The sequence below is a fragment of the Streptomyces sp. 184 genome (assembly GCF_045781775.1).
Taxonomy (GTDB): domain Bacteria; phylum Actinomycetota; class Actinomycetes; order Streptomycetales; family Streptomycetaceae; genus Streptomyces.
The window spans coordinates 4,111,266-4,134,820 of sequence record NZ_CP123230.1 but is presented as its reverse complement, the minus strand read 5'-3'; the positions used below and the strand labels follow the sequence as shown (position 1 = coordinate 4,134,820).

The window sequence follows — 23,555 nt, the reverse complement described above, 5'->3', positions numbered from 1 at the left end:
CGGCCGAATCCGGGAGGGCTTCGGCGAACGTTAATTCCACGACGGTGATGTCGGACGGGTGAAGGGCGTGGCGCGGTGGCGCGGGGTGAGTCGGAGTACCGCAGGGTTTCGGTGGATCTGTCGGAGGGGTTCGGTGAACGGCTGCTGGGAAAGCTCCTGGACCGGGCGCATGAGATGCCGCCGCAGCTCATCGCTCCGCTGGTGGCAGAGGAAGTGAAAAGGGTCGGCGGCTGGGATGTGACGATCCTGCTCCAGGACTACGAGCAGCTCATGCTGGTGCCGCTGCCCGGCAGGGGGCTGGTCGGCGGTGAGGCGGTACCCATCGATGATTCCCTGGCGGGTGAGGCGTTCTTGAGCCTGACGGCGGTCGAGGAAGCCGTGGACGACGGTGTCCGGATGTACCTGCCGCTGCTGGACGGGAGTGACGAGGTCGGGGTGATGGTTTTGACTCTGGACACCGTCGAGGAAGGCGACCGCAGGCTGCTGCGGCGGCTGGCCGGACTGGTGGCCGACATGATCGTCACCAAGGACGCGTACACGGACAAGTTCTTTCAGGCCCGGCGTCGTGAGCCGATGAGCGTGGCGGCGGAGATCCAGTGGTCGCTGCTGCCACCGTTGTCCATGCGTACCCCGCAGGTCGAGGTCGCCGGCATTCTGGAGCCCGCCTACAACATCGCCGGCGACAGTCTGGACTACGCCCTCAACGACGACATCCTCCACCTGGCCATCGTCGACGCGATGGGCCACGGCCTGAACGCCTCCGTCCTGGCGACCGTCGCCGTGGGCGCCTACCGCCACGCCCGACGCTCCGATGTCGACCTGGAGGAGTTGTACTCCTTCATGGACACCGCCATCGACGAGCAGTTCGGCCCTGACCAGTTCGTCACCGCACAGATGATGCGTCTGAACATCGGAACCGGTCACCTGCAATGGGTCAACGCCGGGCACCCGGCCGCGCTGCTGATCCGCGACCACCGGGTCGTACGGTCACTGGAGAACCCGGGCACGCTGCCGGTGGGCTTCGGCGGCGCCACACCGCAGGTCTCCTCCCTGGATCTCCAACGAGGCGACCGGCTGATGTTCTACACCGACGGTCTCACCGAGGAACACCAGCCTGGCCAGGAACAGTTCGGCGAGGAGCGCATGATCGAAATGATCGAACACGTCGGGCCCACGTGCAAAAGCGTGCAGCAGATGGCGCGCGCCCTGTCCCACGCCCTCAAGGCAGAGAGGCGCGACCTCACCAGCGATGACGCCACCCTCTTCCTCGTCGAATGGCGGGGCGGCACCGCCGACCACCTGGCCACCCTGGACTTCTAGCGAGAACCGCCGGACGCGCGAGCAGCCGTGCACCGTCCTCCTTATCGGCCCCTCCGGACAGGTCCCGTCGATCCCGGCGGCCGAGTGCCTGGGGCAAGGCACTGCCCGCTGCGGCGATACTCCGGGCCGGTGCCGTCCGGCTTTTTGGGGCCGGACGGCGTGCGGCCTCGGCGGCGTCGTGTCAACGGGTGACGGTGAGCGACCCCGTGGCGGAGACTCCCTTGGTCACGTCGCAAGGGACGTTCACCTGGTACGTGCCGGGCTTGGCGCCGGCGAAGACCTTGGCCTTGCCGCTGACGACGCCCGGCTCGGTACCCGGCACCGCTTCGAGGGCGATGGTGGCGAAGGCGTCGGAGTAGGCCCGGGCCACGGCGTTCGCATTGTCCGTGATGCAGCCGGTGGCCGTGACCGTCACCTGCTGCTTCGGCTTGGCGCTCGTGGGCTTCACCATGACGTCCCCGCCCTCGATGGCCGTCGCGGTGGGACAGGCCAGCAGCAGCGTGGCTCCCGCAAGTCCGGCGGCGTGAAGCAGATGTGCAACACGCATGGTGGTCGTCCTCCGTCTTCCGTCGGATGGGCTACATCCACCAGGCAAACCCCCGCCGCGGTGGGGGTCTGTCAAACGAGCGGTGTAACGGGGGTGGTTGGGGTTACCGGCGGGCCGCTGTCAGGCGGCCGTCGAAGGTGATGTCGAAGGCGTTCAGCGCGGTCTTCCAGCGCATGGTCCAGCGGGCCTGGCCCCTGCCTGTGGGATCGAGCGACATAATGGCCATGTAGACGCATTTCAGGGCGGCCTGCTCGTTCGGGAAGTGGCCGCGGGCCTTGACCGCCCGGCGGATACGGGCGTTCACCGACTCGATCGCGTTGGTGGTGCAGACGATGCGGCGGATCTCGGTGTCGAACCGCAGAACGGGGTGGACTCCTCCCACGCGTCCTCCCACCGCTTCACGATCGCTGGATACTTCCGGCCCCAGGCGTCGGCGAACTCCGCGAACCGCCCCAGGGCGGCCTCCTCGGTCGGCGCCGTGTAGACGGGCTTGAGGAGGCGGGCGATCTTGTCCCAGTCCTGGCGGGCGGCGTAGCGGAAGGAGTTCCGCAGCAGGTGGACCACGCAGGTCTGCACGATCGTCTTCGGCCAGACCGTCTCGACCGCCTCGGGCAGGCCCTTGAGCCCGTCGCAGACCAGCATCAGCACGTCGTTCACGCCACGGTTCTTGATCTCGGTGAGGATGTGCATCCAGTGCTTGGCACCCTCGCCGCCGTCGCCGACCCACAGCCCGAGGATCTCCCGCCGGCCCTCAACGGTGACCGCCAGAGCCACGTAGATAGGTCGGTTAGCGACGGCGCCGTCGCGGATCTTCACGTGGATCGCGTCGATGAAGACCACCGGATAGACGGCGTCGAACGGCCGGTTCTGCCATTCGGCCATGCCGTCCAGGACCTTGTCGGTGATGGTGGAGATGGTCTGGCGGGACACGTCGGCGCCATAGACCTCGGCCAGGTGGGCCTGGACCCCGCCGGTGGTCAGGCCCTTCGCAGCGAGCGAGATGACCATCTCGTCGACGCCGGTCAGGCGCTTCTGCCGCTTCTTGACGATCTTCGGCTCGAAGCTGCCTTCCCGGTCGCGAGGAACGGCTATCTCGATCGGGCCGACGTCGGTGAGCACGGTCTTGGCACGGGTGCCGTTGCGTGAGTTGCCGCCGTTCTTCCCGGCCGGATCGTGCTTGTCATAGCCGAGATGGTCGGTGATCTCGCCCTCGAGAGTGGACTCCAGGAGCCGCTTGGTCAGCTGCTGGAGCAGCCCGCCCTCACCGGTCAACTGAAGGCCCTCGGCCTGAGCCCGGTCCACCAGCTCGTCGATCAGCTGGTCGTCCACAGACTTTGCCGGCGCCGCTTCAGACGGCTCGACGGACTCGGCCTCGGCCATGTTGTTGCTGGTCATCGATGCAACTTCCATGATCGGGAGTTACACCGAGCGTTTTACAGTCCCGGGTTCCACAGTGGATTAGCGGCAGTCGTATTTTACGTGATCTCTCCGGTTCCGGGGCATTTCCGGTTCAGGCGTCGGGGCGCCGGTGTTCGGGTCGGGAGTTTTTCAGGAGGTGGTCGCCGGGTGGGGGTTGCCCAGGTATGGGAAGTGGTTCAGGGTGTCGGTGTGGGGTGTCAGGCCGGTGGGTGGTGCCTCGTTCTTGGTGAGGAACGCGACGCGGATGTCGATGACGTCTTCCGTGAATGTCCGGCCGTTCGGGTACGCGGCGGACTGGGATGGGTTGAAGTGCAGCACGTCGGGCAGGAGGCCGTGTTCTTCGAGTGCGACGATCGCCTCTTCGCGCGAGTAGCCGCCGGTGTGGCCCAGCAGGTGGACGAACTGGTCCGTCCATCTGGCCCGGTCGTTGACCGGCTCGCTTGCGTTGTACTCCTCCTTGGTGTCGTCGGTGTTGAAGAAGCTGCTCATGGACGGGTGCCCGGCCCGGTCCGCGTGGACGAGTTCGCCGTCGCGTAGGACGCTGCACCGGCCCCAGATGTGCAGCTCGTGCCTGGGGGCCAGTTGCGCGGTCGGCAGTTCGATGGCCATGGAGAAGACGTTGGCCGTGGCGTTGGAGTCGACGCCGGTCCACGGGGATTTCCCGCCCAGGTGCGGCGCGGTGAAATTCCGCTTGCCGCTGGTGTCGAACAGGTTCTGGACTCCGTCGAAGTCGAAGTAGAAGGCGTCACTGCGGCTGCCGGCAGCCACCTTGTAGTCGCCGCTGCTGACCACGTTGGCGTCGGGGCCGAAGGAGGCGGCGGCGTCCGACACGATCTTGGTGCCGACCGCTTCGGGCCTGCGGGACTCCTCGCCGGTCGCCATGAAGACGCTGTACGTCTGCGAGCCGTCGGATGCCGGCGGGCTGAAGACCCAACTGAAGGCGATGTCGGTCAGGTAATCGCCGTCGTTGTCGATGTTCAGGCGGTATACGGCGTCCGGGTGCATCGCATCTGCGTTGGGATTGGCGTTGAGGATGAGAACGGTCCTGCCCGGATCGCCGGGTGCCCCGAAGGCATACAGGTCGCACAGGTCCAGGCGCTGGTCGCCGAGTGGCGGCCCGAGGCTGAGACCGGTGAAGTGATTGGACATGCCAGGCCCTTCCGTTGTCTGCTGCCCGCCGGAATCTGCTCACCCTCGAACGAACATTCTGGGGCGCGTGAGGAACACCCACGCCTGGGCGGTGCATCCACGCTAGCCGCCGGAGCAGTTCGACCATCGGAAGCAGTGGCATGGTCGTCAAACAACGCTCGAACGGGCCACCGGCAAGAAGCTGCACAGGGCGGATCTGACCGGTGTTGCCGGCTCTCTGGTCCGTGCGGGCCGCGGGCCGCACGGAGTGGGCGAGTTGCTCGTTGCGGTGTTGTGGTGGCGTTCAGGTTGCTCTCAGGGTTCTTTGAGGTTTCTCCGATACACCTGGGAGGTGTGACCCTCAGTCCTGACGTTCCGGCCACCGTCCTTGTCGTCGACGACGAGGAGAACATCCGTGACCTGCTGTCGCAGACCCTGCGGCTGGTGGGGTTCGAGGTGCGTACGGCGGCGAGCGGGTTCGAGGCGCTGACGGCGGCCGAGGCGGGGGTTCCGGAGCTGGTGGTGCTGGATGTGATGCTGCCGGACATCGACGGGTTCGAGGTGGCCCGGCGGTTGCGTGCCGGCGGGGGGAGGGTGCCGGTGTTGTTCCTGACCGCGCGGGACACCGTGGCGGACCGGGTGGCCGGTCTGACGGCCGGCGGTGACGACTACGTCGCAAAGCCGTTCAGCCTGGAGGAGGTGGTACTGCGGATCCGGGCCATCCTGCGGCGCACGCGGACACTCCCGGCGCAGTCGGCGGCGCCGGTGGACGACCGGGATGACGGGGTGCTGCGCTATGCGGATCTGGAGCTGGACGAGGGGGCGTACGAGGTGCGCCGCGGCGGGCGTCTGGTGGAGCTGACGCCGACGGAGTTCCGGCTGCTGCGGTTCCTGCTCGCGAACGCCGGGCGCGTGGTCAGCAAGGCGCAGGTGCTCGACCGGGTGTGGTCCTACGACTTCGGCGGTGACAGCCGGATCATCGAGTCGTACGTCTACCACCTGCGCAAGAAGCTCGACGCGCACGGACCGCGGCTCATCCACACCGTGCGCGGCGTCGGCTACGCGCTGCGTCTGCCGCGGGATCCCGGTTGACGCACCCCGGGTGGCGGGTGCGGGGGTGGCGGCGCTGGACGCTGCGGGCGCGGCTGGCGGTGGTGACGGCGGCGCTGGCCGCGCTGGCCCTCCTCGCCGTCAACGGTGCGGGGCTGCTGCTGTTGCAGGCGTACCTCGTCGACCGGGTGGACCAGCAACTGGACAGCGCGGGCAACTCGTCGGCCCTCGACCGGGAGCGCATCGCGGAGCTGAAGGCGGGGCCGCTGGGCGAGGGCGGCTCGGCCGAGAGCATCCTGTCGCAGCGTGCCGGGTCCACGACCCGGATCTACGCGGTCGGCGTGGACGGCAGTGTCGAGCAGTTCCCCGACGAGGCGGAGTCGCCCGGGCCGCGGCTGCCGGGGCGTGCCGAGCTGGCCGCGCGGGCCGGCGAAGGGCCGTTCACCGTGCCCGCCGAGGAGGGGGACGCGCAATGGCGGGTCGTCGTGGGGGCCCAGGCGACCGACGAGGAGGGCGCGGGCGGTGAGTTGATGGTCACGGCTGCCTCCTTGGCGGCGGTGCAGGATACGTACGAGCGGCTGCTGCTGATCGACCTGGGGGTCACCGCGGGGGTGCTGGCGCTGCTGACGGTCGCGGCGGCGCTGGTGGTCCGGATGGGTCTGCGGCCGCTGACGCGGATGGCCGCGACCGCCGGTGCGATCGCCGCGGGCGACTTCTCCCGCCGGGTTCACGACGCGGACGCGCACACCGAGCCCGGACGGCTCGGCCGGGCGATGAACGCGATGCTCGCCCGGGTGGAGTCGGAGATGGCCGCCCGGATGACGTCCGAGCAGCGGCTGCGCCGTTTCCTCGCGGACGCCTCCCACGAGCTGCGTACGCCGCTGACGTCGATACGCGGCTTCGCCGAGCTGTACCGGCGCGGCGGGGACCCGGCTGACGCGATGCGGCGGATCGAGGCCGAGGCGCAGCGGATGGGGGTGCTGGTGGAGGATCTGCTGCTCCTCGCGCGGCTGGACGAGCAGCGCGGGCTGGAGCGGCGGCGGGTCGACCTGCTGGAGCTGTGCGCGGATCTGCTACGTGATCTGCATGCCAGATCACCGGGACGGGACGTCCGTCTGGCCGGGCTGGACGACACCGGCATGCCCGAACCCGTGGAGGTGGCCGGGGATGCGCTGCGGCTGCGGCAGGTGGTGGGGAACCTGCTGGCCAACGCCGACCGGCACACCCCGCCGGACGCCGTCATCACGGTGCGGGTGGGGCGGGCCGCGGGAGCGGAGCCGCGTCCGGCCGCGGAGGCCGGGGGTGTCGGCGTCGTCGCGGTGGCGGGCGCCGGGCCCGCGGCGGGGGCGCCGGCCGCGGTGGTGGAGGTCGCCGACACCGGCGCCGGTGTGCCGGCCGGGCACGCCCCGTACATCTTCGAACGGCTCTACCGCGCCGACACCACGCGCCCCCGCCACGGCGGCAGCGGCCTGGGCCTGGCCATCGCCGCCGGTCTGGCGCAGTCACACGGCGGGCGCATCGAACTCGCCGACCGGCCGGCCGGCTCGGGAGCCGTCTTCCGGCTGCTGCTCCCGCTGGAGTGAAACATCCCCCATTTCTTTGGGGGTGCTTGGGGCCTGCGCGTGACTTCCAGGTTTCTTTCAGGCTCCGTCGAGCCGCAGCGCAGAGCACGGCCAGCCTGGCCTGCCAGCATCGCCGCTCGTAGCGAACAGCGAGAAGGAGTGGCGACGATGCGCAGGAAGACAGGGATACGTATGCGGGCGGTGCCTGCCGCCGTGATGCTGGCGACGCTGGCGGTGGCGTCCACGGGGCTGCTTGCCGGCTGCGGATCCGGCAACGACGACAGCTCGCAGGTGGCCTCCGTCGACGACGAGAAGTCCGGGGGCGCCAAGGACGGCAAGGGCGGCGAGGGCAGTTCGGGCGGCTCGGGCAAGGACGACGCGGCGCAGGCGCAGGAGTTCGTCGACTGCATGCGCGCCAACGGCATCGAGATGGAGGACCCCGACCCGCAGACCGGGGAGCTGGACCTCCAGGAGACCGTCGGCGCCGGAGCCGACCGGAAGGCGCTGAGCGAAGGTCTCGACGCGTGCCGGGACGTGGCCCCGCAGTCCTTGCAGGATGCCGAGGAGGCAGGGCAGAACCCGGAGGCGCTCGAGGAGTTCACCGGCTGCATGCGCGACAACGGCGTGGCGATGGAGGACCCCGGACCGGAGGGCATCGACCCGGAGGCCATGCCCACCGACGACGCCGACTACCCGAGCGCGCTGGACACCTGCCGCGACAAGCTCGTCGCAGGCTCCGGAGGCGACCGGTGACCCCCACGGACGACACCCCCGGACGGCACGGCACGGACGGTGGCTTCGAGGACGACGCCGAGACCGGCACCGTCGCCCCCGGGGACCCGTCGCGAGGGCGGCTCGGGGGGCGCTCGGTGCGTACGGCCGGGGCGGGCATCGCCGTCGTCACGGTGGCGTGCGTCGTCGGCATCGCCGCCACCGGGGCCTTCGGCGGCGGCAGCGGCGAGCCGGATGCGGCCGCGCCGTCCGCCCCGCCGAAGACGGCGAAGGTGGAACGCACCACGCTCACCCGCACCGAGACCGTCGACGGCAACCTCGGCTACGGCACCGCCACCACCGTTCAGGCCGCCGCCGGCCAGCCCGCGGCCGGTGAGCCCTCCGGCTCCGCGGGCCACTTGCCCGAAGACGCGACCGGCGACGGACCGGCGGCGGCCGGCGGCGGCGTCGTGACCTGGCTGCCGCAGCCCGGCGACGTCATCAAACGGGGCGCGGCCGTCTACAGCGTCAATACCGCCGAAGTGCCGCTGCTGTACGGCTCGACCCCGCTCTACCGCACCCTCGACGTCGGAGCCGAAGGCAAGGACGTCCGGATGCTGGAGAAGAACCTCGCCGCACTCGGCCACTCGGGCTTCACCCCCGACGACACCTACACCGACGCAACCGCGAGCGCCGTCGAAAGCTGGCAGGAACACCTCGGCCGCGAACAGACCGGCACCGTCTCCCCCGCCGACGCCGTCGTCGCCGCCGGGGCCAGGCGGATCGCCGACGTGAAGGCCGTGCCCGGCAGCGCACCCTCGGGGGACGTCCTGACCTGGACCGGCACCGAGCGGATCGTCACCGTCGACCTGGAGGTCCAGTACGAGGACCTGGTCGACGAGGGCACCGCGGGCACCGTCGAACTGCCCGACGGCACCACCGTGGAAGCCGAGGTCACCGACGTGGGCACCGCGGCCACCGCCGAACCCTCCGACACCGGCGCAGGCGCAGGCGACGCGGCATCCGACACCGCCACACTGCCGGTCACCCTCGCGGTCGGCAAGCAGAAGGAGCTGGGCCGCTACGAGGCCGCACCCGTCGACGTCACCGTCACCGCCGAAACCCGCAAGGACGTCCTCGCCGTACCCATCAACGCCCTCGTGGCACTCCAGGAAGGCGGCTACGCCCTGGAGACCGTCGGTGCCACCGGCATCACCTACCTGCCCGTCGAACTCGGCATCTTCGCCGGCGGCATGGTCGAGGTCACCGGCGACGACATCACCCCCGGCATGATCGTAGGAGTCCCGAAATGACCGACACCACCGGCGCCTGCGCCGCGCCGGTCGTGGAACTGCACGGCGTGTCCAAGACGTACGCGGCCGTGCACGCCCTTGCCGGCGCCCACCTGACGGTGCACCGCGGCGAACTCCTGGCCGTCGTCGGCCCGTCCGGCTCCGGCAAATCCACCCTGCTCCACCTCATGGGCACCCTGGCCCGCCCCACCACCGGCACCATCCGCATCGACGGCCACGACATCGACCAGCTCACCGACCGGGAACTGTCCGCGCTACGGGCCGCCACCATCGGCTTCGTCTTCCAGCAGTTCCACCTGGCCCCCGGTGTACGGGCCCTGGACGCCGTCGCCGACGGACTGCTCTACAGCGGCCGGCCGCGCCGCCGCCGGCGCCAACTGGCCGAACGGACCCTGCGCCGCGTCGGCCTCGGACACCGCCTCGACCACGAACCACACCAGCTCTCCGGCGGCGAGAAGCAGCGCGTCGCCATCGCCCGCGCGGTCGCCGGCACACCGGCACTCCTCCTCGCCGACGAACCGACCGGCGCACTCGACTCCCACTCCGGAGCGGCGGTCATGGAACTGCTGTACGACCTGCACCGGTCCGGCACGACCATCGTCATCATCACCCACGACCGGGAGATCGCCGCCGCGCTGCCCCGCGAGGTACGGCTCAAGGACGGCCGGATCGAAACCGACACCGCCGGCACCGGCCGGGAGCGTCACCACGCCCACCACCCTCACTCCGGCCCCCTCCACAGCCGGTCTCCCGACGCCGACCGCTCCGGCGCCCACCACCGCCGCGCCCTCGGGGAGGTCCTGCCATGACCCCCACCGCACCCCCGGCCGCCCCCGCGCAGCGCCCCCGGCCCGCCCGGCTCAGCCCACTCGACGTGCTGCGCACCGGCGGCAGCGGCCTGCGCTCACGTCCCATGCGGGTATTCCTCTCCGCACTGGGCATCGCCATCGGCATCGCCGCCATGACCGGCGTGGTCGGCATCTCCACCTCCTCGACCGAAGAGCTGGACCGCACACTCGACGCACTGGGCACCAACCTGCTCACCGTCACCCCCGGCGAGACCATCGGCGGCGAACAGGCCCACCTGCCCGCCGAAGCCACCGCGATGATCGGCGACATCACCCCCGTCCAGTCCGTCTCCGCCATCGGCCTGACCGACGCCCGCATCTACCGCAACGACCACATACCGGCCGAGGAGACCGGCGGCATCGGCGTCTACGCCGCCCGCACCGACCTTCCCGCAACCGTCGGCGCCCGCATCACCGCGGGCCGCTGGCTCACCACCGCCGACACCCGCTACCCCACCGTCGTACTCGGCCCCGAAGCAGCCGCCCAACTGGGCGTACACACCACAGGATCCGAGGTACAGGTCTGGTTGAACGAACGCTGGTTCACCGTCGTCGGCCTCCTCGCCCCCACACAACTGGCACCCGAACTCGACACCGCCGCCCTCGTCGGCTGGACCGCAGCGAAAGAGGAAACCGGCTTCAACGGCTACGCCACCACCATCTACACCCGCACCGACGAAACCGCCGTCACAGACGTCCAAGCCGTACTCGGCGCCACCGCCAACCCCCAGGAGCCGACCTCCGTCAAAGTCTCCCGGCCCTCCGACGCGCTGGCAGCCAAGAGCGCCACCGACGACACACTGAACGGCCTGCTCCTCGGGCTCGGCGCCATCGCACTGCTCGTCGGCGGCATCGGCATCGCCAACACCATGATCATCTCCGTACTCGAACGCCGCGCGGAAATCGGCCTGCGCCGCTCACTGGGTGCCACCCGCGGCCACATACGCACCCAGTTCCTGTGCGAGTCACTCCTGCTGTCCGCCCTCGGCGGAACCGGCGGCGTACTCCTGGGCATCGCCGTCACCACCGGCTACGCCTCGTACCAGCACTGGCCCACCGTCGTACCGCTGTGGGCCATAGCCGCCGGGACCGCCGCCACCCTCACCACCGGCGCACTCGCCGGCTTCTACCCCGCCCACCGCGCCGCCCGCCTGCCCCCCACCCAAGCCCTCACCACCGCATGACACGCACGCACCCCCGGCCCCGGCCCTCGGGGCCGGGGGCCCGTGCCGATGTGTCCGTCCCCGTTTTGTCGCTTCCCACCTGCTTCGATACGCTCCAGCCCGTGCACGCGCCTGACGCGGGCTTCGCTGCACGGACATCCGGACCGGGACCTGTGGAAGAGCTTCATGGCCGACACGATCAGCAGCGCCGCCAACCCGCTCGCGAAGCGGGTGAAGCTGCTCGCGAGCCGGAAGCACCGGCGTCGCGAGGGTGCGTTCGTCGTCGAAGGGCTCCAGCCGGTGTGGTGCGCCGTCGAGGCCGGGTGGGAGATCGACACGCTCCTCGTGGCGCCCGCCCTGCTGACGAACCGGGCCGCTTTGCGCATGGTCGAGGAGCAGGAGCGGGCGGGCGTTGCCGTGGCGCGGTTCGGGGCGGAGCTGTTCCAGCGTCTCGTCGACCGTGACGGGCCCAGCGGTATCGCTGCCGTCCTGCGCAGCCGGGACGCCGGGATCGACGCCCTGAGAGTCCGTCCCGGGGCGGTCTTCGTCGCCTTGCACCGCATCGCCAATCCGGGCAATCTCGGCACGATCATCCGCACCGTGGACGCCGTGGGCGGGGCCGGGGTGATCCTGGTCGGGGACACCGTGGACCCGTATGCGCCGGCGGCGGTCAAGGCCAGCATGGGGTCGCTCTTCGCCGTCGACGTGGTCCACACGCCTGACGCCGCGGGGTTCTTCTCCTGGGCCGCGGAGCAGGATGTCGCGGTGCTGGCCACGTCGGGGTCCGCGGACGAGGACCACTGGAGTGCCGCGTACGATCCCCCGCTCGCGTTCCTGCTCGGCAGCGAGCGGGAGGGGCTGCCGGACGACCTGTTGGCTCAGGCGTCCCGCCGCGTGCGCATCCCCATGGTGGGGACCGTCGACTCGCTGAACATCGGCGTGGCCGCGTCGATCATGCTGTACGAGGCCCGGAGGTACGGAGAGAAGAAGGCCCCCGGCGGGATGCCGTGAGTCCTCGTCGCCTGCCCTTCGGCCAGGGGTGGTCGGCAGGGCGGCTGGGCGAGTCCCACCGTCGCCCTCGCGGCGTCTGAGTGGCCCGGTCGCACGGCCTACGGCCTGGGGAGGCGGACGAGCACCTTGGGGGCCAGGTCCTCGGTGAGGGAGCACAGCTTCTGCTTCGGTGACTCACCGATGACCCCCACGGAGACCACCTCGGTGTGCCCCTGGCGGTCGGTCCGGCCTCCCCGTACTCCACGTCGACGGAGCATTTCGGCAGGCTCGCCCCGAGCAGTCCGTCGTACGTGGCGGGGCTGTAGGTCAGCGCTGCCGGGCGGCCCGCGACCGTGAGCGCTCGTCCGTCCTCGGGCTGGTCGACTTGCTGGAAGAAGACCGGCAACTGCGGTTCTTCGATGCTCTCGCCGCCCCAGGAGCAGCTCTGGCCGGCGAACTCGCCGTGCCGCCCGGCGGGGTCGATGTCCGGGACACGCGCTGCCTCGCCTTCTTCGACCAGCTCGTACTCGGCCGATCCGAACCGCGCCCACGCTTCCTCGCCGATCAGCTTGCGCGGGCCGCGGGAGCAGTTGTCCGCTCGTACATCCGGTGCCGAGCAGGGCGACGGCAACGGCGCGAGTCCGGCCGTTCGGCGGCTGCGCGGGCGCCGGGCACGGGGGCGGTGACCGAATCGCGGCATGGCGGCACGGTAGCGTCTCCGGACGGGGACCGGCCCCGTGTCCGGGCTGTGGGTCCCGGCTTGGGTCCGGGCTGTGGGATCGGCCCCATTCCTACGGGCGCGGAGCCGACGGGACGCGGTACGGCAGGACCGTCACCGCTACCTCCGGGACGTTCGTCGCGTGCGTGGCCGCCCGCTTGTCCGCCAGCTTCCGTGCGCGGGCGGCGTCCACCGCGACGTGCACGGCACGTACGGTGTCGGGCCGCAGTTCGTGCGCGTACCACAGGACCTGGAAGACCGCCGGGTCGAAGCTGTCGACGCAGACCAGGACCGTGTGCCGGGGCCGGCGGGGGCGGTCGCCGCAGCGGGCCGGGGGCAGTGCGGCCAGGGCGGCGGCCTCGGCGCGGTACTCGCGGTTGTTGCGCATCAGCAGCCAGACGCCGAGCGGGAAGACCACGACGACCAGCCATGCGCCCTCGGTGAACTTGGTGACCGCGAAGACGACCACCACCGCCGCCGAGACGACGGCCGCGGCGGCGTTGACGGTGATCTTCCAGGTACGTCCCTTCTCCCGCCGCCGCAGGTGGTACGCCGTCAGCCCGGCGCCGGCCATCGTGAAGCCGGTGAACACCCCGATCGCGTACAGCGCGACCAGCCGGTCCACGTTCGCGCCCGTCGTCAGCAGCAGCGCCAGCGCGATCACCGCCAGGCTGATGATGCCGTTGGAGAAGGCCAGCCGGTGCCCGCGGCGGGTGAGCTGCCGGGGCAGGAAGCGGTCCTCGGCGACGAAGCTCGTCAGATGGGGAAAGCCGGTGAACGGGGTGTTCGCGCCGGTGTAGAGGATCAGGGCCGTGGCCGGTTGGACCACGACCAGCCCCGCGGTACCCGCCGCCGAGCCGCCGAGGATCAGGTGGGCCTCCTGGGCGAGCACCGTGGGCGTGCCGTCGGTGTACGGCACCGCGTGCGTCAGGTGCGCCAGCCACGACACCCCCAGCACCAGGGCGCCCAGGATCACGCTCATCACCACCAGCGTGCGCCGCGCGTTGCGCCCGCGCGGGGAGTGGAAGACGGAGATGCCGGAGGTCGCCCAGCGCCCAGCGCAGCAGTCCGCCGCCGACGAGCAGCCCGACGGAGCCGATGAACAGGTACGCCGGCCACGCGAAGACACGCCCCGCCGCACGCGCACCGCGCAGGTTCCCGTACGCCAGCAGCACCACCACCCCGGCGCTCACCGGCAACTGGAGATGGTCGAGCCCCGTCCACTCGCCGCCGACCAGATGCGCCAGCGAGATCAGCGCGCTCGTGCCCGCCGACACCTGCACCGCCACCGTGACGATGTAGTCGACCAGCAGGGCCACCGCCGCGACCTGGGCCACGTCCGGACCGAAGTTGTTCCGGGCGACGACGTACGAACCGCCCGCCCGGGTGTAGATCATGACCACGTCCGCGTAGCAGAACGTCAGCAGCACCAGCACGCACAGCACCGCGCCCGTCACCGGCATCAGCAGCGTGAACGCCGCCGCGCCCGCCACCGGCACCAGGATCCGCAGGATCTCCTCGGTGCCGTACGCCGTGGAACTGATGCAGTCCGACGCCAGCACACCCAGCGCGGTGCGGTTGCCCAGCTTCTCCCGCTCCAGCCGCGCCGAACTCAGCGGCGGACCGAGCACATGGCGCTTGACGCGGTAGGACAGCGGCTCGGGCAGCGCGGCGACGCGATCGGTCGGTTGCATCCGACCACGACAGCCGCTCGCACCCCCGAAACCGCGGATCCGGCCCACCGGGCGGCCGACCGGGTTACCGGGATCCGCGGCAGACCACCCGGGCAGCAGAGCGCGGCGCGCCGCGTCCGGCCGCCACGGGGGCGGTCCGCGGGGTCAGTCCGCGATGTCCTCCGCCGACGTCGGGCCGAGCTGGGTGGCATCGGCGTACTCCGGCATCTCCATGGGCTGGTCGAAGAGGAAGAACGACTGGTTCGTGCCGACCGTGAACTCCATGTACGCGCCGGTCGTCGCGTCGAAGCCGAAGTAGGCGTTGCACGCCGAGCCCGAGTCGTACGTGCCGTCCATGCCCGGCTGCGCCACGACCACCTTGCCGTTGGACGAGGAGTCGACGCCTTCGGTCGGCGTGAGCTTCTTGCAGCGGGGCACGGGCAGGCCCTTCATGACGAAGTACCCGTACTCACCCTTGCCGTTCTGGATGTAGACGTACGACAGCTTGCCCCGCTTGCCCCAGGTCTTCACCCACTGGTTGATGGCCTCGCGGGTCGGCGAGTAGGTCATCTTCCCGGCCGGCTGGTTCGCCACCAGGTGGTCGTAGTTGTTGTTCTTGGCGTCGTTCTCCTTGCCCCGGCTGGAGTCGTCCTCGCAGGCGGCGAGGCCCAGAACCGCGATCAGTGCCAGTACGGACGTCATGGCGATACGGACGATCGTCTTCATGGTGTGCCGTCCCCTCTCCCCGATGCCGAGGTCGTCGGGGCAGGCCGCGGTGCCGGCGGGGTCCGGACGGAGCGGAGGCCGCGGGCACGGAAGCGGTGCGGGGTGCCGGCGGATCGGTCGCGTACGGACGCCGCACGGCGGCCTGCCGGCTCCGATTCTGCGCCCCGGACCTCGGGAGGGGTCCCGCGGCCCGGCGGCTACGCCGCGGGGAGTAGCGGCGGTGCCGCCCGCCGGGGGACGCGGGCCGGCGCGGTGCCGCCGATGCTGTGGGGCATGTCCTCACGTTCCCGTGTCACCGCCCTGTGTCTGGCCGTTGCCGCCGTGCTGTCCCCGACGGTCGTGCCGTCGGCCTCCGCCGCGCCCGATCCCGCCCTGGTACGGGTGGACGGCGGGCTGCTGCGCGGCGTGAGCGCCGGCGACGTCGTGCGGTTCCGGGGGGTGCCGTACGCACGGCCGCCCGTCGGCGAGCTGCGCTGGCGGGCACCACGGCCGCCGCGCCCGTGGTCCGGGGTGCGCGACGCCGGCACCGCGGGGCGGAGGTGCGCGCAGCCCTCCGGCGGCGGCGAGGACTGCCTGTACGCCGACGTCACGGCCCCGCTGCGGCCGGGGCGGGCCGGGCCGCTGCCGGTGGTCGTCTGGCTGCACGGCGGCGGGCTGACCACCGGCGGCGGGTCCGACTACGACGCCGCCCGGCTCGCCGCCGCCGGCGACGTCGTCGTGGTGAGCGTCAACTACCGCCTCGGCGCCCTGGGGTTCCTCTCCCACCCGGCGCTGGACGAGCGGGGCGGCGTCTCGGGCAACCACGGGCTGATGGACCAGACCCGGGCGCTGGCCTGGGTACGTACCAACGCGGCGGCGTTCGGCGGCGATCCCGGACGCGTCACGCTGGCCGGGCAGTCGGCGGGGGCCCGCAGCGTCTGCGCGCACCTGGCCTCGCCCGCCTCGCGCGGCCTCTTCCAGCGGGCCGTCGTGCAGAGCGGCGCCTGCGCCAACCCGGTCCTGACGAAGTCCGCCGCCGACGCCAGGGGCGCGCGGGCGGCCCGGGACGTCGGCTGCGCCGAAGCCGCGGACGTCGCGGCCTGCCTGCGCCGGGCGCCGGTCGCCGACCTGCTCGACGCGCTGGGGGACGTGGAGACGCCGGTCACCGGGAGGATCACCGACGACGCCTGGGGGCCGGTCGCGGGCACGCCGTTCCTGCCGCGGCAGCCGGGGGCGGCGCTGCGGCGCGGCTCGGCGGCCGGGGTCCCGCTGCTGATCGGCAGCACCCGCGACGAGATGCGTTCCTTCGTCCCGTACGCGTACGACCTCGGCGGCGAACCGCTCACCGCGCGGCGCTACGCCGAGGTGGTGACCGAGACGTTCGGCGACGACGCCCCGGCCGTGCTGCGCCGCTACCCGGCAGCCGGTGACCCGAGCCCCGTGCTGGCGCTGTCGCGCGTGCTGACCGACTGGGGCGGCCGGATCGGCGCCTGCCCGACGCTGGCCACCGCCACCTCGGCCGCCCGGCACGCGCCGGTGTACGCGTACGAACTGGCCCAGGACAGCGGCACGGTGATCGACGGCTTCCCCTTCGGCGCGCACCACAGCGCCGACCTCCCCTACCTCTTCGACCTGCCGTGGGCGGAGCCCGGCCCGCCCGGCCTGACCGCGGCGATGACCGGCTACTGGGCCGCGTTCGCCCACCGCGGCGACCCCAACGGCGCCGGCCTGCCCCGGTGGCGGCCGGTGCGGGCGGACGGCAGGACCACCGTGCTCGGCCTGGCGGACGGCGCCATCGGACCCACGCCGTTCGCAGCCGACCACCGGTGCGGCTTCTGGGCCGGCCGGTGACCTCCGGTGGCCGCGCGCTACGTGGGTGCGGGGCCGGTGGCGGCGGTGGGCAGCGACGTCACGCCGCGCACGACGGCGAAGAACCGCGACTCGTTCCCGGCCAGCCCGGCGGCGGCCAGCGCCCGGTCGGCGTCGGCCAGCGGCCCCGCCAGCACCGCCGCGGCCAGCCCGTGACCGCCGGGCTCGGCGAGCGCCGCCTGAGCGCTGCGCACGAGCCGGCGGTACGCCTGGGCCGCGGTCACCTCGGCGGTGTCGTCCGCCATCGTCGCCTCCGTTCGTCGGACCTGTCGTACGTCCCCATTCTGCCGAGGGGGACTGACATCGGCCCTCCGAACTCGCCCGCCGCCGGGGCCGGTTGACCGCGGCGGCGGCCCGGCGGGGGCGGGGCGGCCGGGGTGCTAGCGCGTCAGGTACGTGTCGAGCGCGTCGGCTTCGCGGCGCAGCCGGGCCGCGGCGTCGCCGTGGCCGCCCGTCTCGTAGACGTCGGCCTCGGTGCGGCGCTCCGCGATCTGCGTCCGCAGCAGCGCGCGTACGTCGTCGGCGGACAGCACCCGCCGGGCCGCCTCGGCCGACCCGACGCCGGCGTGGGCGCCGGCGACGTGCTCGCTGCCCGCCGGCAGGGCGTCGGGGGCCTCGACGGCTTCGGCGTTGTCGATGGCGGCGAGGGCGGCGCGCAGGGCGGAGACGGCCTCCCGCCGGCGCTCCTTCATCGCGGCGCGCAGGTCCGCGCGCATGAGGGTCCGCAGTGCCTGCGCGTCGTCGGTCGTCTCGGGGTCTGTTGGCGGGTCTGCCGCAGGCGCTGTCATGCGCCCCAACGTACCGTCCGGTCGCCGCGATGCCGTGTCCCGGGGCAGGTGGGGGGGGTCAACACGGCGGTGCCGACTGCACCCCTCCGGATGATCACGGTGGGCCGGAGAACAGGCAAGACTGGCCGTACGCGACGAACGCCGTACGCCGCGGCGGGCGGCAGCCGCCCGGCCCGCCGCCCGCACATCGAAAGCGCCTCCATGACCGCTGTGTCCCACCCGCCCGCCGACGAGTCGGCCACCTACTACCAGAGCCCCGTCGACATCCGTCCCCATACCGTCGACACCGGGCCGCTGCCCGCGCTGCGGTTCGACCACCCGGCCCGTACGGACCTGTCCGTGCGCTACAGCGAGCCGGACCGGTCCCGGCGCGCGCCCACGGAGGCGACCGTGCGGGCCGAGCCGCCGCCCGGCCGGGACTTCCTGCTGACCATCGGGGCCGGCACCTACCGGCTGGCGGACGTCCACTGGCACACGCCTTCCGAGCACACCGTGGGCGGAGTGGCCTTTCCCCTCGAACAGCATCTGAAGTACGTGCGGGACGACGCCGGCGACCGGGTCCCGCCGGAGGGGGAGCCGGGTGGAGAGGGGCACTACGCCGTCGTCGCCGTCTTCGTCCACCCGGGCGATCCCAACCCGGCGCTGGACCGGCTGCTGTGCGCCGCCTCCAAGGACACCTCCCCCCACCCGGTGCCCGACGTGGAGTTCGACGCGCTGCTGCCGGCCTGCACCGAGTCGTACCGCTACACCGGCTCCACCACGGCCTACCCGTATCTGCCCGGCGTCCGCTGGCACCTCCTCACCCACCCGGTGCAGGCCACCGCCGCCGCCATCGCCCACTACCGCAGCATCTTTCCCGACGGCGACGCCCGCGCGGTGCAGCCGCTCGGCAGGCGGCGGGTGCGCGGTGACCGGCACCGGTGGTGGTGAGCGTCAGCGCTGGTGGGCCGGGCGTACGACGATCTCGTTGACGTCCACCTCCGGCGGCTGGGCCAGGGCGTACGAGACGGCCGCGGCGATGGCGTCGGGGTCGATCGCGTGGGCCCGGTAGGTGCGCATGGCCTCGGCGGCGCCGGGGTCGGTGATGCCGTGGGCGAGTTCGGAGGTGACGACGCCGGGCGAGACGGTAGTCACCCGCACCGAGGGGTCGGACTCCTGCCGCAGGCCCTCGGTGATCGCCCAGGCCGCGTACTTCGTGGCGCAGTACACGGCGCCGGTGGGCACCACCTCGTGGGCGCCGACGCTGGCGACGGTCACGAAGTGGCCGGATCCCTGGGCGCCGAACACGGGCAGCGCCGCGGCGATGCCGTGGAGCAGCCCGCGGACGTTCACGTCGATCATGCGGTCCCACTCGTCGACGAGCAGGGAGTCCAGCCGCGACAGGGGCATCACCCCGGCGTTGGCGACGAGGACGTCGACGCGGCCGTGGCGGGCGCGGGCGCCGGAGACGAAGTCCTCGACGTCCGCGCGGTCCGTCACGTCCAGGCGGACGGGCTCCAGCGCGCCGCCGGCGCGGGCCGCGGGTCCGGCGGTGCTCTCCGCCAGGGCGTCGAGGCGGTCGGTGCGGCGGGCGCCGGCCACCACCCGGTGGCCCTCGGCGGCGAGCCGGGCGGCGACGGCCTCGCCGATGCCGCTGCTGGCGCCGGTGACGAGGACGGTCTTGCGCCCGGCGGCGCTCGGTCCGGCGTGCCGTTCGGTGTGCCGTTCGGTGTGATGTGTGGTCATGGCCACGAGGCTGCGCGGCGGGTGGCGTCCGCGGGAGAGGCGGCGTTCTCCTGGGTGCGGCGCACCCAGGCACGGCGGGCGGCGGCGTGCCTAGCATGGCGGCATGGCACGTACCGAGCTGGGCGCTTTCCTCACCGCGCGCCGCGCCGGCGTCACCCCGGCCGCGGCGAACCTCCCGGTCACCGGGCGCCGCCGGGTGCCGGGACTGCGGCGCGAGGAGGTCGCGCTGCTCGCCGGGGTCAGCGCCGACTACTACGTACGCCTGGAGCAGGGCCGGGAGCGTTCCCCGTCCGCGCAGGTCCTCGACGCGCTCGCCGCCGCGCTGCGGCTGGACGAGGACGGCCGGCTGCATCTGTTCCGGCTGGCCGGACTCGGCCCGCGGGCCCGCGCCGCCGCCGTGCCCGACCGGGTGGACCCGGGCCTGCTCGCCCTCATGGACGCCTGGCCGCACAACCCGGCGGTCGTCCACAACCGCGCGTACGACGTGCTCGCCGCCAACGCCATCGCCGACGCGCTCTTCCTGGGCTGGACGTACTCGCGCAACCTCATGGACGTCGTGTTCACCGACCCCGCCGCCCGGTCCTTCTACCGCGACTGGCACGACGTGGCGCGCAACTCCGTGGCCGGCTTCCGCCTGGGCCACGGCGCGGCGCCGGACGACCCGCGGGTGCGGCAGGTGCTCGCCGGACTGCTGGAGTCGAGCCCGGAGTTCGCGGAGCTGTGGGCGCGGCACGACGCCCGCGGCAAGGCGCTGGAGCACAAGCGTTTCGAGCACCGCGACGTGGGGCCGCTGACGCTCACGATGCAGACGTTCGACGTGCGCGCGGCCCCCGGGCAGGAGTTGGTCGTCTACCACGCGGAACCGGGGTCGCCCAGCGGCGAGGCGCTGGCGCTGCTCGGCTCGCTCGCCGCGACCCGCGGTCCCGGCTGACCGTCCGGCTGACCGCCCGGGTGGTGCGCGGTCAGCCGGGCAGGTGCAGCCGGTAGGCGTGGGTGCGGCGGTACGGGCGGAAGCCGAGCTGCTCGTCGAGTGCGAGGGCCGCGGTGTCGCCGTCGGCGGCGGCGGTCTCCACCTCGCTGATCTGCGGGTGTTCGGCGTGCAGCCGGCGCAGCATCTCGGCGGTGACCCAGCGGCCGAGGCCGCGGCGGCGGTGGGCCGGTACGACGGCGGTGTGGCACTGCTGGGCGCGCGGCGCGGGGGCGGGCGGGATCAGCACCTCGGTGTAGCCGGCGACGGCCCCGGTGCCGGTGTGCACGGCGGCGACCGTCAGCAGCCGGCCGTGGCCGGGTTCCGGCGCGCCGTCGGGGGTGCCGAAGGCGAAACCGGGGACGGCCGCGGCGAGGCCGTCGGGGATCGCGGGATCGCCGGGGTCGGCGGGGTCGCCGGTGGGGGTTGCGGATCCGGTACGGGGCACGGCGGTGGCCGGGGCCGGGGTGGGCGGGGCGTACCAGGTGGTGAGGCGGTAGCCCGGGTGGTCGGCGCAGACCAGCTCCGCCAGCCAGGCGCGGTGCACCTCGGCCAGCGGCAGCAGCAGGTGGTGGACGACGCGCTCGCGGACGAAGCCGTGGCGCAGGCAGAAGACGTCCGCCGGGGTGCACGCCGGGGCCGCCGCCCGCAGGGTGTCCCAGCCCTCCTCCCGGGCGGTGGCGGCGACGGCGGCGAGCATCAGGGTGCCGGTGCCGCGGCGGCGGGCGGCGGGGTGGACGTAGAGCTGGAGGTCCGCCGCCGTCCGCCCGGGGCCGGGCGAGGTGGCCGGCCGCACCCCCGCGACAGCCGTCACCTCGCCCTCCGCCCCCGTGGCCGCCCACGCCGGCGCGGTCCTGCCGCCGGTCCGGGCGTCCCCCCGCAGTCCGGCGAGGACCTCTTCCCGTACCGGCGCCGGGACGCCGGGCAGGTCCGCCGCCCGCGCGGCGGCGACGACCGCGCGCCAGGCGTCCGCGGCCGGCGCGGCGTCGCGTACGACGGCGATCTCCACCGGTGAACTCATGGCCCCAGCCTCGCCGCGGGCCGCCCGCCGAACAACGGCCGATCCCGGAACGTGCCATAACCCGTCGCTTATGGATGGGGGTGGGGGATCGATAACCGACGGGTTATCCGTCGTTGCCGGATCGGCCGTTGTTCGCGGGGCGCGCCGGGCCGAGGCTGGTGCACGCAACGAAAGAGCAGGAGCACGCAGCCACCGAAGGGGGCGCAGGGTCCATGACCTCCACCGCACGATCGGGCAGGGTCTGGTTCGTCACCACGGCAGGACACGGTGCGGGCCGGGCCGTGACCGCCGCCGCGCTGGCACGCGGCGAACGGGTCGCCGCCGTCGTACCCGACGAGGCCGCCCGGGACCGGCTGCTGGCCCGGCACGACGAGCACCGGCGCAGGCTGTTCGTACGGGCCCTGGACGTGGCCGACAACTGGTCGGTGAACGCCACGGTGTGTGCGGCGGCCGACCGGTTCGGCCGCCTCGACGCGATCGTCAACGACGCCCGCCCGCCGCGCCCCGCCCCCGCCGCGGAGGCCGCCGGGGACTCGGCCGCGCCGGTCGGGTGGATACCCGAGGCGGCGGCGCGGGCCCGGATGGAGGCGGCGTTCTTCGGCCCGCTGTGGGTCGCGCAGGCCGTGCTGCCGGTGCTGTACGAGCAGCGCTCCGGCCATCTGCTCCAGCTCTGCGGCTCCGTCGGCCCGCCCGGGGCGCCCGGTGCCGCGCTGGACCGGGCCGGCACCTGCGCGGTGGTGGCGCTGAGCCGGGCGGCGGCGTGCGAGTCGGCGCGCTTCGGTGTCGACATCAGCGTCGTCGGCGGGCGGCCGGACGCCGGTTCCCTGCTGCGCCTGGTCGACGGCGCCGCGGCCCGCCGCCGGGAGGCCGCTTCCTCCGCGTCCGCCCCCGCGTCCGCCTCAGCGGCCACCTCAGCGTCCACCTCCGCCGCCTCCGTCGCAGGTCACGGCGCGGCGGCCTGAGGGTGACGGGGGCGGGGCCGGCGGGATACGCTCCCTGGACGGTGCCGGTTTCCGGCCACGGCCAGGCGATACGGGGGTGCGGGATGGAGCTGCGGGACATAGAGATCTTCCTCGCGCTCGCCGAGGAGCTGCACTTCGGCCGTACCGCCGAGCGGTTGCACGTCTCGCAGGCCCGTGTCAGCCAGTCGATCGCCAAGCAGGAGCGCCGCATCGGCGCGCCGCTGTTCGAGCGCACCAGCCGCCGGGTGGAGCTGACCGCCATCGGGGCGCAGCTCCACGACGACCTCAAGGCCGGCTACCAGCGCATCCAGGACGGCATCGACTCTGCCGCCGCGGCGGCCCGCGGCACGACCGGGGTGCTGACGCTGGGGCTGATGTGCGCCCAGGCGTTCGACCAGGCGTCGATCCTCGCGCGCTTCAAGGCCGACTACCCGGGTGTCGAGCTGCGCTTCCGCGAGGTGGTCTTCAGCGACCCGTTCGGGATGCTGCGCGCCGGCGAGGTGGACCTGGAGGTCACCTGGCTCCCGGTGCGCGAGCCGGATCTGACGGTCGGCCCGGTGCTGGCCCGCGAGCCGCAGGTGCTGATGGTCGCCGAGGACCACCCCTTCGCCGCCCGCGGCTCGGCGAGCCTGGAGGACCTCGTGGACTGCGTGTTCCCGCAGCCGGTGAACCCGGTCCCGGCGTACTGGATGGAAGCGCTGATGCCGGCGCGTACGCCGTCGGGGCGGCCGATACGCAACGACGGGCCGAGGATCACCACGTTCCAGGAGGCGCAGGCCGTGGTCGCGGCCGGGGACGCGGTGTGCGTGGTGCAGGGCGAGGCGGCGCGGCACTTCCCGCGGCCGGGCATCGCGTACGTGCCGATCACGGAGCAGCCGATGGGCGTGTGGGGCCTGATCTGGCGTACGGCGCACGAGACGCCGCTCGTCCGGGCCTTCGTCCAGTCGGCCGTCGACACGCTCGCCGCCGCGGCTCCGGCCGCCGCCGTGCAGGCGCCGGAAGTCCCGGAGCCTCGGCCGGCGCGCGCGGTTCCGGAGCCCGCCGTCGCGCGGAGCTGAGCCCGCGCGGCCGGCCCG

At 73.0% G+C, this 23,555-nt stretch carries 20 protein-coding genes and 2 pseudogenes; 13 read left to right on the top strand and 9 right to left on the bottom strand.

The genetic code is table 11. The annotated features are described in order from the left end of the window. The first annotated feature begins 75 nt into the window (after positions 1 to 75). Complete coding sequence (locus tag QBL21_RS17280) at positions 76 to 1,320, top strand: PP2C family protein-serine/threonine phosphatase (protein WP_407563097.1); 1,245 nt, start codon at positions 76 to 78, stop codon at positions 1,318 to 1,320. Between the two features lie 181 nt (positions 1,321 to 1,501). On the opposite strand, the gene QBL21_RS17275 is transcribed toward QBL21_RS17280, so the two are convergent. The 3 genes and pseudogenes from QBL21_RS17275 to QBL21_RS17265 all read right to left on the bottom strand — a co-directional run bounded on the left by QBL21_RS17275 (position 1,502) and on the right by QBL21_RS17265 (position 4,435). Next, positions 1,502 to 1,867 carry a hypothetical protein gene (locus tag QBL21_RS17275; RefSeq protein ID WP_407563096.1) on the bottom strand — a complete coding sequence of 122 codons (366 nt, stop codon included), beginning with the start codon at positions 1,865 to 1,867 and terminating at the stop codon, positions 1,502 to 1,504. Positions 1,868 to 1,970: 103 nt separating this feature from the next. Further along, positions 1,971 to 3,247 (bottom strand): annotated as a pseudogene (locus QBL21_RS17270) (IS256 family transposase). A 168-nt stretch (positions 3,248 to 3,415) separates the two neighbouring features. Then, a complete protein-coding gene (locus tag QBL21_RS17265; RefSeq protein WP_407563095.1) occupies positions 3,416 to 4,435 on the bottom strand; it encodes a DUF4331 family protein in 1,020 nt (339 codons plus the stop codon). A 333-nt stretch (positions 4,436 to 4,768) separates the two neighbouring features. Here QBL21_RS17265 and QBL21_RS17260 point away from each other — a divergent pair, with 333 nt between their 5' ends. The 7 genes from QBL21_RS17260 to QBL21_RS17230 all read left to right on the top strand — a co-directional run bounded on the left by QBL21_RS17260 (position 4,769) and on the right by QBL21_RS17230 (position 12,072). Further along, positions 4,769 to 5,506 (top strand): response regulator transcription factor, encoded by a 738-nt coding sequence (locus QBL21_RS17260; protein ID WP_407563094.1) that lies wholly within the window; start codon positions 4,769 to 4,771, stop codon positions 5,504 to 5,506. Beyond that, the gene (locus QBL21_RS17255) at positions 5,503 to 7,047 is read left to right on the top strand and encodes a sensor histidine kinase (protein ID WP_407563093.1); all 1,545 of its coding nucleotides are present in this window, start codon (positions 5,503 to 5,505) and stop codon (positions 7,045 to 7,047) included. The genes QBL21_RS17260 and QBL21_RS17255 overlap by 4 nt, the downstream gene beginning before the upstream one ends. A 147-nt stretch (positions 7,048 to 7,194) precedes the next feature. Next, positions 7,195 to 7,779 carry a hypothetical protein gene (locus QBL21_RS17250; RefSeq protein WP_407563092.1) on the top strand — a complete coding sequence of 195 codons (585 nt, stop codon included), beginning with the start codon at positions 7,195 to 7,197 and terminating at the stop codon, positions 7,777 to 7,779. Beyond that, complete coding sequence (locus QBL21_RS17245) at positions 7,776 to 9,050, top strand: peptidoglycan-binding protein (protein ID WP_407563091.1); 1,275 nt, start codon at positions 7,776 to 7,778, stop codon at positions 9,048 to 9,050. The genes QBL21_RS17250 and QBL21_RS17245 overlap by 4 nt, the downstream gene beginning before the upstream one ends. Further along, the gene (locus QBL21_RS17240) at positions 9,047 to 9,859 is read left to right on the top strand and encodes an ABC transporter ATP-binding protein (protein ID WP_407563090.1); all 813 of its coding nucleotides are present in this window, start codon (positions 9,047 to 9,049) and stop codon (positions 9,857 to 9,859) included. The genes QBL21_RS17245 and QBL21_RS17240 overlap by 4 nt, the downstream gene beginning before the upstream one ends. Then, positions 9,856 to 11,082 (top strand): ABC transporter permease, encoded by a 1,227-nt coding sequence (locus QBL21_RS17235; RefSeq protein WP_407563089.1) that lies wholly within the window; start codon positions 9,856 to 9,858, stop codon positions 11,080 to 11,082. The genes QBL21_RS17240 and QBL21_RS17235 overlap by 4 nt, the downstream gene beginning before the upstream one ends. A gap of 165 nt (positions 11,083 to 11,247) precedes the next feature. Continuing rightward, positions 11,248 to 12,072: a TrmH family RNA methyltransferase gene (locus tag QBL21_RS17230; RefSeq protein WP_407563088.1), complete on the top strand. Its 825-nt coding sequence runs from the start codon at positions 11,248 to 11,250 to the stop codon at positions 12,070 to 12,072. 794 nt (positions 12,073 to 12,866) lie between these two features. On the opposite strand, the pseudogene QBL21_RS17225 reads toward QBL21_RS17230, so the two are convergent. Beyond that, a pseudogene (locus QBL21_RS17225) lies at positions 12,867 to 14,463 on the bottom strand (APC family permease); the annotation flags it as partial. Positions 14,464 to 14,607: 144 nt separating this feature from the next. Then, positions 14,608 to 15,168 (bottom strand): hypothetical protein, encoded by a 561-nt coding sequence (locus tag QBL21_RS17220; protein ID WP_407563087.1) that lies wholly within the window; start codon positions 15,166 to 15,168, stop codon positions 14,608 to 14,610. Positions 15,169 to 15,441: 273 nt separating this feature from the next. On the opposite strand from QBL21_RS17220, the gene QBL21_RS17215 reads away from it, so the two are divergent. Continuing rightward, positions 15,442 to 16,998, top strand: coding sequence for a carboxylesterase/lipase family protein (locus QBL21_RS17215; protein ID WP_407563086.1), 1,557 nt, complete (start codon positions 15,442 to 15,444; stop codon positions 16,996 to 16,998). A 17-nt stretch (positions 16,999 to 17,015) separates the two neighbouring features. Here QBL21_RS17215 and QBL21_RS17210 read toward each other — a convergent pair whose 3' ends face one another. Together QBL21_RS17210 and QBL21_RS17205 are read right to left on the bottom strand one after the other, a co-directional pair. Next, complete coding sequence (locus QBL21_RS17210; RefSeq protein WP_407563085.1) at positions 17,016 to 17,261, bottom strand: hypothetical protein; 246 nt, start codon at positions 17,259 to 17,261, stop codon at positions 17,016 to 17,018. Between the two features lie 135 nt (positions 17,262 to 17,396). Continuing rightward, positions 17,397 to 17,804, bottom strand: a complete 408-nt coding sequence (locus QBL21_RS17205) for a hypothetical protein (protein ID WP_407563084.1) — start codon at positions 17,802 to 17,804, stop codon at positions 17,397 to 17,399. A 201-nt stretch (positions 17,805 to 18,005) separates the two neighbouring features. On the opposite strand from QBL21_RS17205, the gene QBL21_RS17200 reads away from it, so the two are divergent. Continuing rightward, complete coding sequence (locus QBL21_RS17200) at positions 18,006 to 18,734, top strand: carbonic anhydrase family protein (protein ID WP_407563083.1); 729 nt, start codon at positions 18,006 to 18,008, stop codon at positions 18,732 to 18,734. Positions 18,735 to 18,737: 3 nt separating this feature from the next. On the opposite strand, the gene QBL21_RS17195 is transcribed toward QBL21_RS17200, so the two are convergent. Then, on the bottom strand, positions 18,738 to 19,535 hold the full coding sequence (locus QBL21_RS17195) for an SDR family oxidoreductase (RefSeq protein WP_407563082.1): 798 nt from the start codon (positions 19,533 to 19,535) through the stop codon (positions 18,738 to 18,740). A 97-nt stretch (positions 19,536 to 19,632) separates the two neighbouring features. On the opposite strand from QBL21_RS17195, the gene QBL21_RS17190 reads away from it, so the two are divergent. Next, positions 19,633 to 20,460 (top strand): helix-turn-helix domain-containing protein, encoded by an 828-nt coding sequence (locus QBL21_RS17190; protein WP_407563081.1) that lies wholly within the window; start codon positions 19,633 to 19,635, stop codon positions 20,458 to 20,460. Positions 20,461 to 20,491: 31 nt separating this feature from the next. Here QBL21_RS17190 and QBL21_RS17185 read toward each other — a convergent pair whose 3' ends face one another. Next, the gene (locus QBL21_RS17185) at positions 20,492 to 21,517 is read right to left on the bottom strand and encodes a GNAT family N-acetyltransferase (protein WP_407563080.1); all 1,026 of its coding nucleotides are present in this window, start codon (positions 21,515 to 21,517) and stop codon (positions 20,492 to 20,494) included. A 212-nt stretch (positions 21,518 to 21,729) separates the two neighbouring features. Here QBL21_RS17185 and QBL21_RS17180 point away from each other — a divergent pair, with 212 nt between their 5' ends. Both QBL21_RS17180 and QBL21_RS17175 read left to right on the top strand, forming a co-directional pair. Next, a complete protein-coding gene (locus tag QBL21_RS17180) occupies positions 21,730 to 22,479 on the top strand; it encodes an SDR family NAD(P)-dependent oxidoreductase (protein ID WP_407563079.1) in 750 nt (249 codons plus the stop codon). A gap of 83 nt (positions 22,480 to 22,562) precedes the next feature. Beyond that, the gene (locus QBL21_RS17175; protein ID WP_407563078.1) at positions 22,563 to 23,537 is read left to right on the top strand and encodes a LysR family transcriptional regulator; all 975 of its coding nucleotides are present in this window, start codon (positions 22,563 to 22,565) and stop codon (positions 23,535 to 23,537) included. The last annotated feature ends 18 nt before the right edge of the window (positions 23,538 to 23,555 follow it).

Bases quoted from the DNA above. Each gene is read 5' to 3' on its own strand.
- QBL21_RS17275 (WP_407563096.1), bottom strand. From the start codon at position 1,867: ATGCGTGTTGCACATCTGCTTCACGCCGCCGGACTTGCGGGAGCCACG.
- QBL21_RS17265 (WP_407563095.1), bottom strand. From the start codon at position 4,435: ATGTCCAATCACTTCACCGGTCTCAGCCTCGGGCCGCCACTCGGCGAC.
- QBL21_RS17250 (WP_407563092.1), top strand. From the start codon at position 7,195: ATGCGCAGGAAGACAGGGATACGTATGCGGGCGGTGCCTGCCGCCGTG.
- QBL21_RS17240 (WP_407563090.1), top strand. From the start codon at position 9,047: ATGACCGACACCACCGGCGCCTGCGCCGCGCCGGTCGTGGAACTGCAC.
- QBL21_RS17235 (WP_407563089.1), top strand. From the start codon at position 9,856: ATGACCCCCACCGCACCCCCGGCCGCCCCCGCGCAGCGCCCCCGGCCC.
- QBL21_RS17230 (WP_407563088.1), top strand. From the start codon at position 11,248: ATGGCCGACACGATCAGCAGCGCCGCCAACCCGCTCGCGAAGCGGGTG.
- QBL21_RS17220 (WP_407563087.1), bottom strand. From the start codon at position 15,168: ATGAAGACGATCGTCCGTATCGCCATGACGTCCGTACTGGCACTGATC.
- QBL21_RS17215 (WP_407563086.1), top strand. From the start codon at position 15,442: ATGTCCTCACGTTCCCGTGTCACCGCCCTGTGTCTGGCCGTTGCCGCC.
- QBL21_RS17210 (WP_407563085.1), bottom strand. From the start codon at position 17,261: ATGGCGGACGACACCGCCGAGGTGACCGCGGCCCAGGCGTACCGCCGG.
- QBL21_RS17205 (WP_407563084.1), bottom strand. From the start codon at position 17,804: ATGACAGCGCCTGCGGCAGACCCGCCAACAGACCCCGAGACGACCGAC.
- QBL21_RS17200 (WP_407563083.1), top strand. From the start codon at position 18,006: ATGACCGCTGTGTCCCACCCGCCCGCCGACGAGTCGGCCACCTACTAC.
- QBL21_RS17190 (WP_407563081.1), top strand. From the start codon at position 19,633: ATGGCACGTACCGAGCTGGGCGCTTTCCTCACCGCGCGCCGCGCCGGC.
- QBL21_RS17185 (WP_407563080.1), bottom strand. From the start codon at position 21,517: ATGAGTTCACCGGTGGAGATCGCCGTCGTACGCGACGCCGCGCCGGCC.
- QBL21_RS17180 (WP_407563079.1), top strand. From the start codon at position 21,730: ATGACCTCCACCGCACGATCGGGCAGGGTCTGGTTCGTCACCACGGCA.
- QBL21_RS17175 (WP_407563078.1), top strand. From the start codon at position 22,563: ATGGAGCTGCGGGACATAGAGATCTTCCTCGCGCTCGCCGAGGAGCTG.